This window comes from Ilyobacter polytropus DSM 2926, from assembly GCF_000165505.1.
GTDB lineage: Bacteria > Fusobacteriota > Fusobacteriia > Fusobacteriales > Fusobacteriaceae > Ilyobacter > Ilyobacter polytropus.
Genome location: NC_014632.1, coordinates 864346 through 878261, shown reverse-complemented (window position 1 = coordinate 878261; position 13916 = coordinate 864346). Strand labels below are relative to the sequence as shown.

The following is a 13916-nucleotide window of genomic DNA, read 5'->3' as shown; positions in this document are numbered from 1 at the left end:
AACTTCTGTGCACTCTGTACAGGAGTTTTTTATGTCTCATAGTAAATTATATAAGAGGAGGAGGATATTATGAAAACAATTCGATATATCGGTTCTATATTTTTTATTTTGGGACTTTTCACCTCTATATTTGCCGGTATTCCATGGGCTGTAATAACTGCTGAAGACCCCGTTGTCCCCTTATGGTTGAGGACAGCTGTTTTTTCTCTGTTGGGAGGAATTTTCATAGTCCTTGTCACAGTGGGATTAGGTCAGAAAAAATATAAAGCTCCGGAAAAGGCAAATGGCTCATATGAACATAAAACTAAAATTCTAATGTCAAACTCAGTTGTACTCCCTGGTTCTGAAGTATCTGAAATTTTAGGATTAGTTCAGGGACATACAGTATTTGCCATCTGGTTAGGTAAAGACCTTTCTGCTATAATAAAACTCATCCTTGGAGGAGAATTGACTGAATACACTGATATGATGGGAAAAGCACGGGAAATAGCTGCAGAAAGGATGCTTGCACAGGCTGAGGAAATAGGAGCCGATGCTGTCATAAACATCCGCTATATGACAACAAGTGTTGTGGGAAGTGCTGCAGAACTTTTTGCCTATGGTACGGCAGTAAAACTTAAAAACACTCAATAGATTAAACAATCCATCTTTTTTAAATTACAGAAGCGGCCATCTTAACAGGCCGCTTCTGTAGTCTTCATAATATTAAAAAACCTCTATACTCTCATGTCTCTTGTTACAAATAAACTAGGTCAGACTGCTACTGTCCTTTCTGTATATTCGGCTATATTTTTCAAAAGCTTAATTTTACTGTATATCTTTTTTCATATCTTCAAACTCTTGCTTAGTTATCTCTCCTCTTGCATATCTTTTCTTCAGTATATCTAAGGGAGTGACATTTTCTATATTGTTGTTCTTGTCATTCTTATTGAAAAAATAAAAAATCAGTACAATAAGTAGTATCGGAAAAAGCATCATAAGTCCACCTCCCATCCATCTAAACATTCCGCCTCTATTAAAGTATTCAAAACACAACTGACGCATCTTACACCTCCATATTTAAAGTATTAATATACCCCTATACCCTATATTTCAGCATAACCTTTTTACTATTATTTGTCAACTTTTTTATTCCACCCTTATCCTTTTAGTATGCATTTATGATCTTATTAATATATCAATATTTATAACTATATTAATTTTATCCAGCAATTATTTATTTTAATTTTTGCATTAAAAAATAGGTAGTATGCCTACAAGGTATGCTACCTATTTAATCCCAATTTTATAAGAATTACTGGCACACTAGGATATACCTTTTAAAGGTTCCCTTGGTGACGGTGCATCTGTCTATTATCTCAAAGCCTGCGTTCAAAACCATTTCATCTAAAATTTCAAAGGACACCATAACCATTCTCTTAGAAATTCTTCTGGCTGTATTTATTATATCCTGCTGATCCTTTTCAGTGGTATGGCTGAATAGGCCATAGGGAATATCTATTATAGAGGCATCATAATTTTCTTTTATCTCATGCATATCTTTTTTCATGATTTTAGTTTCCAGGTCAAAGTGTTTAAGGTTTATTTTTGCATTTTTTACTATTTTCGGGTTTATTTCATAGCCAAAAATATCATACCCCATGGAAAGACCTTCTACCAGTGTAGTTGCTACCCCACAGCAGGGATCTATTATTTTTTTCTTCGAATCACCTTTTGATGCTATATTTACCAATACTCTTGCCGTCCGTACACTCAAAGAGTTTGAGTAGGAGCATGGCTTCGTTTCATGGAGATGCCACTTGCAGTCATTATTTTCATTTATCCCTAGAAACCATTTATCATTATACTTGGTTACTCCGAGAATAGTTTCAGGTTCTATCATAGTTGAGTTCCCGATTATTCTAAGACCTACCTCTCTCGTACTCTTGATTCTCTCTTCGTAGCTTATATTCCCCTTTTGGAGTCTTAGGTATTCACATTTAAAATCTTTTAGATGCATCTCATCTTTTTCCAAATAATCCAAAATTTCCTGTAGGGTCTCTTTTTCGTAGATTATCTCCAGTCTTTTTTTAATAAAAATACTATTGGAAGGATTAAATTTTATTTGAGAAATAAGAACCTTGTCCTCTGGCTCTCTGTCAAACAAGGCCCTCATCTCTAGCATGCAAAGTTCCTCTTCGTATGCCGGATAATTTATAACATATAGATATTTTTTTGAATCATTCATCTCTCTTGTTTTCCTCCCTATACAGCCGACCATAAAACTTTAGTCTATCAGACCTGATTTTGGTGTGTGTTCTGATATACTATTATATTTTGAAAAAAACACTCTTCCTTATTCAGATTAGAGTATTCATGATCTATATTTGCCTTGAATTTTAGAGCCTCTCCTTTTTTTATAGTCAGATTCTCTGACCCTATTTTCATATGGAGAACCCCGTCAATTACAAAGACATATTCCTTTACTTCATCCCTGTGTTTTTGAGATTTGTGTACAGCCCCCGATTCTAGTTTAATATATAAAATCTCAAAATTTTCCTCATTATTAAAGGGAAACATGGTGTAAATTTTCATATCTTCTCCGCATTCCAAAACGGGATCTATATTTTTTAAGGAAACAATTTCATAGTCCGCTGTCGACTTTTTCATAAACTCTGAAAATGGAACTTTTAATCCCGTAGCTATTTTCCAGAGAGTGGACACAGTGGGATTTGATTGGCCTCTTTCTATCTGTCCTAGCATAGGCTTACTTACTCCTGTGAGTCTAGAGGTTTCGTCTAGGCTGAGATTCTGTTTTTTTCTTATCTCTTTTAGATTTTTTCCTATAACTTCACTTAATTCTTTCATTTTTTCACCCCTTTTAATCCAAATAATTATATCATAAAATACATTTGTATGCTATAATCTTTAAAAATATGCTATAACATACATAAATATGTTTTGGTAAGTTAGATTTTTATTTCAAGGAGGTATCTATATATGAAATCGGTTTTTTTAGGAGGCCTGGCATCTCTGTTTTTTCAGCCTCTTTTATATTAAATAGATCTATGGAGCTAACTGGAGGGAGCTGGGTTTGGAGTTCATCTCTGAGGTTTTTTTTCATGGTGCCATTTTTATATATTATTGTTTTCATAAGGGGAGATCTCAAGCCTCTTATAGAGCATATGAAGTCAAATATAGTCACGTGGATAAAATGGAGCACAATTGGATTTGGAATATTTTACGCTCCCCTCTGCTTTGCTGCCAGATCGGGGCCATCATGGCTTATAGCCAGCACGTGGCAGACTACTATTATTGCCGGGGCTTTGCTCTCCCCACTGTTTTATATAGAGAAAACAGATGGTGACAGTATCAAAAAAATCAGAGGAAAAATTCCTGTGAAAAGTCTCAGTATATCTCTTTTTATATTAATCGGTGTATTTATTATGCAGACTGATCAGATGTCTGTTATAAGCAAAAAAGAGATAGTAAGAGGTGTTTTTCCAGTGATAATAGCGGCTTTTGCCTATCCTTTTGGCAACAGGAAGATGATGGAAGTCTGCAAGGGAGAGATAAATACCTACCAGAGAGTTTTGGGAATGACAGTAGCTAGCCTTCCTTTTTGGATTATCCTTTCAGCCTTTGGATTTTCCAGTATAGGGGCACCTAGCAAACCACAGATAATCCAATCTCTCATTGTGGCCATTAGCTCAGGGGTCATAGCAACAATACTATTTTTTAAGGCTACAGACCTTACAAAAGGCGACAGCCAAAAGATGGCAGTTGTTGAGGCCACACAATCTGGAGAGCTTATTTTTTCTCTTATGGGTGAACTTTTTATTATAGGAGGTGTATTTCCAACTCCAGTATCCCTTACAGGAATAATATTTGTCGCCGGTGGAATGGTTTTCCACAGTCTTTCAACTAAAAACCAGAAATAAAAAATATTATTAAAACGCTGTATTAAAGAGGAATATACCAGAACTAGGTGTAAAATATATTATAGACAGGAAGAATATCTATATACTCCTATGCCGAATCTACTGTGAAGTTGGAAAAAATAAAGCTATCACTTTTAGTTCAAGGAGGGATATGAAATGGGTAAAAATCAACATGTTGTCCCACACAATGGTAAGTGGGCTGTAAGAGGCGAAGGCAACGAGAGAGTAACTAAAATTACCTTAACTCAAAAAGAAGCCATAGAGATCGCCGAAGAAATAGCAAGACATCAAAAATCAAATACTAAAATACATGGTAAAGATGGTAAAATAAGAGCAGGAAATTGCTATAGCCATACCGAACCACATAAAAATTAACGCTATGTACGTTAAAAAATCAGGGAGATGACCCCCTGATTTTTTAATATAATTAGGTTATATCTCACCAGTTTTGGTATAGACAGAGCTAAATTTTAAATTTTCGTGGATTTTAGTTGATTGAAAAATACTATTTAACTGGTAATGGTTTTTTAGACAGAGGAAATCTTGCCAGTGGCGTTGAAGGATTAAAAAACTCGTCTAATTTACCCTCTTTTTTTTCTTTCCTCTTTAACTCCACCTTACACCACCATACAAAATGTTCTCCATTGTTAAATACCGGTTCTTCCATTTTGTCTAATCTGCTTTTGGCTCTCTGTATTGTATCCCATATTGTGCTCAATACATACTCATCAAACTGTGAAATAAACCACTCAGGCCATGTTCCCTCAGATATCAGATTTTTCTTTTTCATGAATTCCTCTGATTTTACTACTGTGCTTCTTCCTTCTCTAGTCGCTGGAAAATCTACAACTTCAATGATCCCGTTTTTCTTTCTGAAATCTTCTAGGCTAGTTTTAGTTACCCTTCCCTTTATTTCAAGGGTTTCTAAGTAATAGATGACCTCTTCCTGTCCTATGTATAAACCATACTGGTAGTTTTTCTTGTTTTTTCTGGAGACTTTTATTATATCTCCTGCTTTGATTTTCATTATTTACCTCACTTTTTATAATTTCTCTTACATTTTTTTAGTGATTTACAGCCGAATTCATATATATTAACATTTTTATCGTAATTTTACATAGTTTCTTTTTTGTTATAAAAGAGCTAGGGAATTTCCCCTAGCCCCTATACCACCTTTGTGGTCCAATTTTCTACATCCCAGATTTCCGTGGCTATATCCATGTAGAAATCAGGCTCATGGCTAACCATAACTACCGTCCCCTGGAATTCTTTAATAGCCCGCTTCAATTCCTCCTTGGCATCTATGTCCAAGTGATTTGTAGGCTCATCTAAAACTAAAAAGTTAATTTCTCTGTTCATTATCTTGGCCAATCTTACTTTTGCATTTTCTCCACCAGATAAGACTCTCATCTGACTGGTAATATGATCATTTGTAAGTCCACATCTAGCCAAGGCAGCCCTGGCTTCAGCATTTGTAAAGCTTGGAAATTCATCCCAAAATTCATTTAAGGCCGGAGTGTTGCTGCTTTTCTCCTCTTGCTTAAAATAACCTATTTCCAGAAACTGTCCATGCTCTACCTCTCCGCAGATAGGCTGTATTTTTCCCAAAATAGTATTCAGTAAGGTGGATTTCCCCAGTCCATTGACACCTCTTATGGCGATCTTCTGGTTACGCTCTATAGAGAAATTAAGAGCCCTTGTCAGCGGCTCATCATAACCTATAACCAGATCCTTTACCTCTATAATCTCTCTAGAGGGAGTACGAGCAGTTTTAAATCCAAAGATCGGTTTTGGTTTCTCCCTGGCTATCTCTATAATCTCCATACGGTCTAGTTTTTTCTGTCTGTCCTTTGCCATATTTGTCGTGGCAACACGGGCCTTATTTCTGGCAATAAAATCCTCTAAATTGGCTATCTCTTTCTGCTGCTTTTTATAGGCCATCTCTATCTGACGCTTCTTTAGTTCATACATATCCCTAAACTGATAGTAGTCTCCTGTATATCTTGTGAGGACAGCTTTTTCAATGTGGTATATAACATTGGTAACCTCATTTAGAAAAGGAATGTCGTGAGATACCAGAATAAAGGCATTTTCATAATTTTTTAGGAAATTTTTCAGCCAGACAATGTGGTTTTCATCCAAAAAGTTAGTAGGCTCATCTAGTATAAGAATCATAGGATTTTCAAGAAGTACCTTTGCAAGTAAAATCTTTGCTCTCTGACCACCAGACAGTTCAGACACGTCTCTATCCAACCCAATCTCCATTAGTCCAAGACCTGCAGCATATTCTTCTATTTTAGAATCCAAGTTATAAAAATCTGAACTCTCTAAAATACTCTGTATCTCTCCTACTTCTTCAAGGATAGCATCCATCTCTTCAGGTGTACAATCTGCCATCTTTTCGTAGAGTTCCATTGTCTCTTTTTCCAGTTCAAACATAGCGGAAAAAGCTGATTTTAAAATATCCCTTATACTTTTCCCCTTTTCGAGAGTGCTGTACTGGTCTAGATACCCAGTTGTTATATGGTTGCACCAGCTCACATCCCCTTCGTCAGGCATGAGCTTACCTGTTATGATATTTAGGAAAGTCGACTTTCCCTCTCCATTGGCACCTACCAGTCCCACATGTTCACCTTTTAGCAGACGGAAAGATGCATCTTCCAAAATTACTCTAGACCCAAAGCCGTGGCTTACATTACTAACGTTTAAAATACTCATAAAAATTTAACTCCTGTATATAAAATTTTTGTATAACAATAAATTCTCTTCAACTGACTTTCTTTTATAAAAAAATCAAGCCCCCAGCACTTAAAAAAGAGTATTTTTAGTTCGTAAAAGTCCACTCTTTTTATAAATATCAATTAAAGAAAACAGAATAGAGATAGACTTACTCAGTTGTAATAAGTCCTTTCTTATAGGGAATCTCAACAATATTTTTATCGGTCAAAGGTATCTTTTGAGTAAGAGTTCCTGTAAAAAGCTTCTCTTTATAATATAATTTTCCATTTTTTAGTTCCAAATTAGGGTCACCCATTTCAACTTGTTTATTCATACAGGCTGTGAACAATAGAATACTCAGCATTATTAATAGTTTTTTCATAAATTTCTCCTTGTTTAATATTTTTTATAGTGAGGATTATTCGGATTATTATGTCCATAAGCATTTCCAGTTGATTTTTTAGTATTAAAATAAGATTGATTTTTTAGTGAAATACTGCCGTATCTTCCTTCAGCACTTATAGAACTACATCCGCTCATCACCAAAACAGTAAAAAAAGCTAAAATAATTTTTTTCATATATTCCTCCGACAATGTATTCTTAGCAATAAATTATACTAAAATTTTGTGTTTTCTATGTGATAAAAAGTTTAAAAAACATCAATAACAAAAGGTAAAATAATTTTTCTTGTCATAAAGAAAAAAGGGGATCAATACTGATCTCCCGCTTAGTCTACAATTTTCAGAAGTTTTAAATTCACAGCTTAAAGTAAAGCTTCTTATACACTTATTGCCATTCAAAGTACTATGATAAATCCATGCAGATGAAAATACTTTAATTTCAAAAAAATTGTTAGTCTCGATTAAAACAACTTATTTTTTCCCTTGTAATAGACCTATTCCGTCTCCAAAAGGAAGTAGGGTAAATCCTGGATAGTTTTCATAAAGATAATCTATAAACTCGTTTAATTTTCTCACTATAGTTTTGAATCTTTTGGGGTATTCTTTGTAGAGATAGCCCCTAAACATAATATTATCTATAAAAATAATCCCGTCCTTAGACAAAAGTTTGTATGAATCCTCAAAAAACTCCTTATACTTCCCCTTGGCTGCATCGATGAATATAAAATCAAATTCACCTTGAAGTTTTTTTATCTCTTCTAGTCCGTCTCCTAGAATGAGGGTCACATTATCTACTTTGGCCTTGGCAAAATTTTCCTTGGCTTGGTTAAACCTCTCCTCATCAATCTCTATGGTGGTAAGATGCCCACCATACTCTTCTACTGCTTTTGCCATTATAGTCCCAGAATAACCTATGGCTGTCCCTATCTCTAGGATATTTTTACTTTTATTCATTTTCACCATAAACTTCAGGTATTCTGCCACCTCTTTGGTGACAATGGGAACATTTTGCTCTTGTGCAAATTTTTCCATTTCAAGAATAACCGAATCTGTTTCTTTTATTTTCGAAGTTATATAACTGTTTGCTTCTCTTAATTCCTCTAACATTATCCTATCCTCTTTCTAAACTTTATGATGTAAAAACTGTCTAGAAACTCCTCTTTGTAATCTATTACAAGTCCCCCTAAAATATCCTTATGACCTTCTACTCCATCAGGAAACTCAAGCTCTACAACCTCAAACTCAGGGTTGTTTTGCAGGAAACGCTGGACATTGTCTGTATTTTCCTCATTGAAAATAGTACAGGTACTGTATACCAGCTCTCCATCCTCTTTAAGAGATTTAGATGCCGACTCAAGTATCTCATACTGGAGTTTGGCAAGCTCCTCTACATTTGTCATATCTTTATTATAAAGGGCCTCTGGTTTTTTACGTAGTACCCCATAACCGCTGCATGGTGCGTCTACCAGTATCTTGTCAAACTTTTTTCCCTGTTCTTTTACTTTTCTTGCATCAAGTTTTACACCTGTTATTATTTTGGCCCCTAGATTTTTGGCGTTGGCATCTAGAAGTTTTATCTTATGCTGATGTATGTCAAGAGCTGTTATCTCTCCCTTGTTTTCCATTAGTTCAGCCAGAACTACAGCCTTTGATCCAGGTGCACTGCATGTATCAAGAACTATGTCTCCTGGTCTGGCACCTAGCATTTTAGCAGCCAGATATGAGGATCCATCCTGGACTGTTATTTTACCCTCTTTGAACTCTTTAGAATCAATAAGTGCCCCAGAATCTAAGTAATACACAGAATCTATCTGTTTCATTATATTGATTCCCATTTTTTCAAGAAGAGCTTCAAATTCATCCTCGTTATATTTCAGTTTATTGACCCTTACACTTAGATATGGTATCTTTTTATAGGATTTCAGAAGTTTTTCTGTTTCTTCTCCATACTCTTTTTCTATTTTCTCATAAAACCATTTTGGACATGAATATAAAATGTCCATCTTTCCTTGGGATTTTAAGTTTTCAGCCTCTTGGTCCATCTCTCTCATAAAAGATCTGACGATACCATTGGCAAATCTTCCCACATATACTCCCAATTTTTGTTTTGCAAGCTCTGTGGCTTCCCATGCCACTCCTGCATCGTCACTTCTCATAAAATAAGCCTGGTAGTAGGAGATTCTCAGAAGATTTCTCAGCCATCTTCTGTGAACTTTTTTAGTAGCTCTCTTATCTATCTGATAGTCTAAAAATATTATATTTCTTATAACTCCGTAAAAAACCTCTGTGATGAATGCCTTTTCCCCACGGCTTAGATTGTTTTCTCTGAAATATTCATTTAAAAGGATATTAGAATATTTTCCATCTTCAAATTCTCCCAAAAGTTTTATGATTCTCTTTTTTACATTCAAATTATTACACCTCTTCATCAAATATTAGGAGTTTTATTCTCCTATAGATATACTTTTATTATATTTTAAAACATTCATTTTATTATATATGAAATGCAGATATAAGTAAAGAATGCATTATTATGTTAATCTTTTTATTCCATTTTTGTTTAGGATCTCTATTTTTCTCCCATTTCTCTTTATGAGCTTTTCATCTTCAAATTTTTTCAGAATTCTTCTCAGTTGCCGTTCAGAAAGTCCTAGTAATTTTGAAATATCCCCGTACTTTATTGTACTTAAAAAATATTCTCTATTTTCAAGGATAAACTTTGCCACAAGTACCTCACTGTTGCAAAGTTTTTTTGCAGAATATTTTTTAGAAGTATTTCGAAGTTTTTTAGCCAGAGTTTTTGCCATTAGTTGATAAAACTTCAGGTTTTTTACCGCCTTGTCAAAATCAAGCTCAAGAAAGGTACTTCTTTCTTTTATCTGGATGTTATAATGGACATCTTCCTCTAAAAGAAACTCTACATCCCCTAAAATATCAAAGGGTTTAGTTAGTTCAAGAAGCATCTCATCACCGTCACTAGATAACAAAGTTACTTTTAAAAGTCCATCTACAAAAAGATAAAGCTTTCTCTTATCCATACCTGACATCATTAGATATGAACCCTTTTCAAGTACTTTAATCTCAATATCTCTGTAGTTATAGCCTTCTAAGTATTTATCCAGCTTATATTTTTTTATAAATTTTTCTATTTCTCTGCTGTTTTCCATAATTCTCCTTTGGATTACGGTCATATGTCCGGTCATATTTTTTATGTCTCTGATATATTTCTATTGAGGTGATGAAAGTGAATTATCATATTGGAAACATAATTACCGGGGGACTGATAAGCCTTTTAATATTTTCAAATGGAATTTTATCAAAGTTTGTCGGAGATTCAGAAGCTGTTTTTATTGTACACACTCTTGCTTTTTTATCTATATTAGTTGTGAAGATTTTTACTAAAAGTAAAATTGAAAAATTCCCAGCTGAATTATATTTATATACTGGTGGAATTCTCAGTATTTTTATTATATTACTTGAAAGCGTCACAATGAAAAAAATTGGTGTTTCTCTCACAGTACTATTTTTAATAATCGGCCAGCTAACTTCTTCCCTAACCATTGATCATTTTGGTTTATTCGGAAGATCATCACATAAGTTTCCTCTAAAGAAAACCATGGGACTTATGCTCATTTTTATAGGAATAATCATTATAAACGTATAATAACGGAGGTAAATTCATATGTTCTTTTTAGTCGCTTTTTTAACTGGAGTTGTTATTAACATTCAACTAGTATGTAACTCTTCACTGTCAAAAAAAATAGGTCTAATAAATGCAACTTTTATAAATTTTTTCGTAGCCTTTGTGGTTCTTTTTATATACAGGGCGTATAAATTTGATTTTTATAATTTTTCAAATATTTCTGATATACCTTTTGTATTTTTTTCAGGTGGTCTTTTAGTTATCATTATAACACTTTTGGCAAATTTTTTGATACCAAAATTGCCTCTTATTTACAGCACTATTTTTACTTTTTTAGGACAGATCATAGCCAGTCTTATTTTGGATTCTATATATGGATATAATTTTCCAATATCTAAATTGGTAGGTATATCATTTATCTTTACAGGAATACTGTATATAATAGCTTATGACTATGTTGAAAAAAGATTTTCAAAAGAAGAAATAATCAGGTAAAATATAATGGTAAACCTCAGTTAAAGGAAGTTGGTAAATATGGATTCTAATAACTTTTTAAAAATAAGTGAATTTGGAAGGCTAGGTAAAACATCTAGAAAAATGCTTATACATTATGACAAAATGGGACTACTTCAACCTGCCTATACAGACCCTGATACAAAATACAGATATTACTCTATTCAACAGATCAAGTCACTGGCAATGATAAAGTCTTTACAGGCCATAGGAGTAACATTAGGAGAGATCAAGGAAAAATACCTAAACACAAATATAAAAGACTATTTAAAAAATCTCAAAAGAGAGGAAAAAATAATTGAAAAAAAATTTGCAGAAATACAAACTGCAAAAAAAATATTGGCAGATAAACTAAACTGCTTAGAAGAGATAGTAGACCTCAAAGACGAAATAGAATTCAAACTCAAAGAGATGCCTCTTAGATATCTCATCTATTCCAATATAAAAAGTAAAAAATTGGAAGATCTGCCCCCTGTTGTTTTAAATCTTGAAAAAAAAATTCTTAAAAAAGATGTTTTGGTGGTAGGAGATGTGGCTGCAGTAAAGAAATGTTCAGAGGGAAAAGAAGAGGAAATTTCCATTGGTATATTTAGTAAAGTCGATAAGTCTGATGATGGAGTCCAAAATTACAAGTTTGATAAGGGAGAGTACCTTTGCTTTTACAGAAATGGATTTTTTTTGGAAGGGGAAAATTCAGGTATTATAGATGAATGGTGTAGTAAAAACGGTTATGTAGCTTCTGGTAATACCATCATCGTACCTCTGCTTTTACCATTTTTAAATATAGCAGGAAGTATATACCAAGTTCAGGTTAAAGTAAAGAGGATCTAAGAGCATATTTCTTAAACCTTCTATAATTTCGTAGAAGTTTTTTTTATTTAATCAAAAAAAAGAAAGGAAACATAGAAAATTATAAAATAATTTATAATGGAGGTGTTTAATATGGAGATATTACACAATGAAAGTGAGAAAATATTTTATATTGAGCAAAAGGGACTAAGAATAGCTGAGCTTACTTATGTCTACGGCGGAGAGGGAAAAATAGCTATAAACCATACATATGTCGAGCCAGATCACAGAGGTGAAGGATTGGCAAAAGAACTTGCAATCGAGTGTGTAAAATACGCAAGAGAAAACAGCTACAAGATAATACCGGTTTGCAGCTTTGCAGTTACTTTTTTCAGAAGATATGAAGAATATGCAGATGTTCTATTCTAAAAAATAAGTCATTTTATTTATTTTAGATAAAAGACTGAAACCTTCGCAACCAAGTCTGATATATGTTATAATTTTATCTATAAAATAATTTTGGGAGGATACTTGGATGAACTTACAGGAAAAAGCTATAAGTTACAAAGAAGATGTAATAAAATCAATACAAGAAGCTGTTAGAATAAAAAGTGTAGAGGAGGCTCCGCTTCCTGGTAAACCTTTCGGAAAGGGACCTGCAGAGGCACTTAAATATTTTCTTCAGTTGGGAGAAAGTATGGGCTTTGAAGTAAAAAACTTTGATAATTATGCAGGTCATATAGACTTTGGTTCTGGTGAAGAGACAATAGGTATATTAGGCCATGTAGATGTGGTTCCAGAAGGTGAAGGATGGAGCCATCCTCCCTATGCAGGAGAAATCGGAGATGGCAAAATATTCGGACGTGGAGTTCTTGATGACAAGGGTCCTATGATAACATGCCTTTATGCAATGAAAGCCATAAAAGATTCTGGACTTAAAACAGATAAAAAAATAAGAATGATTCTAGGTGCCAATGAAGAATCAGGTTGGGGATGCATGGATCATTATTTTGGAAAACTTAATATGCCTCATCCAGAACTTTCTTTTACACCTGACTCTACTTTCCCTGTTACCTTTGCTGAGAAGGGAATTATGCAGGTAGTTTTAAAGAAAAACTATGAAGATTCAGAGAACATCAAAATAAAAGGTGGAAATGCCTTTAATTCTGTTTCTGAAAAAGCATTTTTAGAGATTTCAGAGGACTCTGGAAAAATAATTTTAGATTATATTGATTCTTTCAATAAAGATAAAGATTATAAACTAGAAGTGGAAAAAAAATCAGGAAATATTATTTTTACATCAAATGGTAAATCTGCCCATGCTTCTCGACCTGATAAGGGATATAATGCTATCTCCGCACTGATGAAATGCATCTCTGAATCAGGATATAAAGGTGGACCTTTAGAAGAGATAGCAAAATTTTTCTCTGAAAAGATAAAGATGGAGACTAACGGCGCATCTATGGATGTAAACTTTGAAGATAAAGATTCTGGCGAACTTACCCTCAACATAGGTATGATCTCTCTAGAAAAAAACAGCCTGGAAATCTCATTTGATATAAGATATCCTGTGACTATAGAAAAAGATTCAGTGCTCGATGGGCTAGAAAAAAATGCTTCAGAATTTGGGATGGAAATGGAAGTAGTTGGAGGTAAGGACCCTCTATACATTCCTAGAGATCACTTCCTTGTAAAAACACTTATGGATGTCTATAAGGATGTGACTGGTGACTTAGAAGCCGAGCCTATCGCTATAGGGGGAGGTACCTACGCCAGAGCTATTAAAAACTGCGTAGCATTTGGTTCTCTCTTACACGATCAAGAGGACAATATGCATCAAAAAGATGAATATCTTGAGATAAGTAAAATAGATACTTGGCTCAAAATATACACTGAAGCCATATATAAACTTGCAAAATAATATTTAAAAA

19 protein-coding genes are annotated in these 13916 nt (G+C 33.9%); 8 read left to right on the top strand and 11 right to left on the bottom strand.

Annotated elements, in window-relative coordinates; translation table 11 throughout:
- Positions 1–69 precede the first annotated feature (69 nt).
- Positions 70–633, top strand: a complete 564-nt coding sequence (locus tag ILYOP_RS15090) for a YbjQ family protein (protein WP_013387233.1) — start codon at positions 70–72, stop codon at positions 631–633.
- 174 nt (positions 634–807) lie between these two features.
- Here the strand turns inward: ILYOP_RS15090 and ILYOP_RS03960 are convergent, their stop codons facing one another.
- From ILYOP_RS03960 to ILYOP_RS16235, 4 genes are all read right to left on the bottom strand, one after another.
- Positions 808–1044 carry an SHOCT domain-containing protein gene (locus ILYOP_RS03960; RefSeq protein ID WP_013387232.1) on the bottom strand — a complete coding sequence of 79 codons (237 nt, stop codon included), beginning with the start codon at positions 1042–1044 and terminating at the stop codon, positions 808–810.
- Between the two features lie 250 nt (positions 1045–1294).
- On the bottom strand, positions 1295–2227 hold the full coding sequence (locus ILYOP_RS03955) for a TRM11 family SAM-dependent methyltransferase (protein WP_013387231.1): 933 nt from the start codon (positions 2225–2227) through the stop codon (positions 1295–1297).
- A 47-nt stretch (positions 2228–2274) separates the two neighbouring features.
- Positions 2275–2847 (bottom strand): helix-turn-helix domain-containing protein, encoded by a 573-nt coding sequence (locus ILYOP_RS03950; protein ID WP_013387230.1) that lies wholly within the window; start codon positions 2845–2847, stop codon positions 2275–2277.
- A gap of 109 nt (positions 2848–2956) precedes the next feature.
- Positions 2957–3133: a hypothetical protein gene (locus ILYOP_RS16235; protein WP_222838882.1), complete on the bottom strand. Its 177-nt coding sequence runs from the start codon at positions 3131–3133 to the stop codon at positions 2957–2959.
- Between ILYOP_RS16235 and ILYOP_RS03945 the strand changes: the two genes are divergently transcribed.
- Both ILYOP_RS03945 and ILYOP_RS03940 read left to right on the top strand, forming a co-directional pair.
- The gene (locus ILYOP_RS03945; RefSeq protein WP_013387229.1) at positions 3048–3920 is read left to right on the top strand and encodes a DMT family transporter; all 873 of its coding nucleotides are present in this window, start codon (positions 3048–3050) and stop codon (positions 3918–3920) included. The genes ILYOP_RS16235 and ILYOP_RS03945 overlap by 86 nt on opposite strands.
- A 156-nt stretch (positions 3921–4076) precedes the next feature.
- Entirely contained in the window at positions 4077–4295 is a 219-nt protein-coding gene (locus tag ILYOP_RS03940) for a DUF2188 domain-containing protein (protein WP_013387228.1), read from the top strand.
- 130 nt (positions 4296–4425) lie between these two features.
- Here the strand turns inward: ILYOP_RS03940 and ILYOP_RS03935 are convergent, their stop codons facing one another.
- The 7 genes from ILYOP_RS03935 to ILYOP_RS03905 all read right to left on the bottom strand — a co-directional run bounded on the left by ILYOP_RS03935 (position 4426) and on the right by ILYOP_RS03905 (position 10207).
- Positions 4426–4947, bottom strand: coding sequence for a lecithin retinol acyltransferase family protein (locus ILYOP_RS03935; protein WP_013387227.1), 522 nt, complete (start codon positions 4945–4947; stop codon positions 4426–4428).
- A gap of 137 nt (positions 4948–5084) precedes the next feature.
- A complete protein-coding gene (locus ILYOP_RS03930) occupies positions 5085–6638 on the bottom strand; it encodes an ABC-F family ATP-binding cassette domain-containing protein (RefSeq protein WP_013387226.1) in 1554 nt (517 codons plus the stop codon).
- Positions 6639–6807: 169 nt separating this feature from the next.
- Positions 6808–7020: a hypothetical protein gene (locus ILYOP_RS03925; RefSeq protein ID WP_013387225.1), complete on the bottom strand. Its 213-nt coding sequence runs from the start codon at positions 7018–7020 to the stop codon at positions 6808–6810.
- Between the two features lie 14 nt (positions 7021–7034).
- Positions 7035–7217: a membrane lipoprotein lipid attachment site-containing protein gene (locus ILYOP_RS03920; protein ID WP_013387224.1), complete on the bottom strand. Its 183-nt coding sequence runs from the start codon at positions 7215–7217 to the stop codon at positions 7035–7037.
- A 294-nt stretch (positions 7218–7511) separates the two neighbouring features.
- Entirely contained in the window at positions 7512–8147 is a 636-nt protein-coding gene (locus tag ILYOP_RS03915; protein WP_013387223.1) for an O-methyltransferase, read from the bottom strand.
- The gene (gene rsmB, locus ILYOP_RS03910) at positions 8147–9451 is read right to left on the bottom strand and encodes a 16S rRNA (cytosine(967)-C(5))-methyltransferase RsmB (RefSeq protein ID WP_013387222.1); all 1305 of its coding nucleotides are present in this window, start codon (positions 9449–9451) and stop codon (positions 8147–8149) included. The genes ILYOP_RS03915 and rsmB overlap by 1 nt, the downstream gene beginning before the upstream one ends.
- Before the next feature lie 120 nt (positions 9452–9571).
- Complete coding sequence (locus ILYOP_RS03905; RefSeq protein ID WP_013387221.1) at positions 9572–10207, bottom strand: Crp/Fnr family transcriptional regulator; 636 nt, start codon at positions 10205–10207, stop codon at positions 9572–9574.
- A 77-nt stretch (positions 10208–10284) separates the two neighbouring features.
- On the opposite strand from ILYOP_RS03905, the gene ILYOP_RS03900 reads away from it, so the two are divergent.
- The 5 genes from ILYOP_RS03900 to pepV all read left to right on the top strand — a co-directional run bounded on the left by ILYOP_RS03900 (position 10285) and on the right by pepV (position 13906).
- Positions 10285–10704 (top strand): DMT family transporter, encoded by a 420-nt coding sequence (locus ILYOP_RS03900; protein WP_013387220.1) that lies wholly within the window; start codon positions 10285–10287, stop codon positions 10702–10704.
- A gap of 18 nt (positions 10705–10722) precedes the next feature.
- Positions 10723–11178 (top strand): DMT family transporter, encoded by a 456-nt coding sequence (locus ILYOP_RS03895; RefSeq protein ID WP_013387219.1) that lies wholly within the window; start codon positions 10723–10725, stop codon positions 11176–11178.
- Between the two features lie 39 nt (positions 11179–11217).
- Positions 11218–12027 carry a MerR family transcriptional regulator gene (locus tag ILYOP_RS03890; RefSeq protein ID WP_013387218.1) on the top strand — a complete coding sequence of 270 codons (810 nt, stop codon included), beginning with the start codon at positions 11218–11220 and terminating at the stop codon, positions 12025–12027.
- A 111-nt stretch (positions 12028–12138) separates the two neighbouring features.
- Complete coding sequence (locus tag ILYOP_RS03885) at positions 12139–12414, top strand: GNAT family N-acetyltransferase (RefSeq protein WP_013387217.1); 276 nt, start codon at positions 12139–12141, stop codon at positions 12412–12414.
- Between the two features lie 106 nt (positions 12415–12520).
- Positions 12521–13906: a dipeptidase PepV gene (pepV, locus tag ILYOP_RS03880; protein WP_013387216.1), complete on the top strand. Its 1386-nt coding sequence runs from the start codon at positions 12521–12523 to the stop codon at positions 13904–13906.
- The last annotated feature ends 10 nt before the right edge of the window (positions 13907–13916 follow it).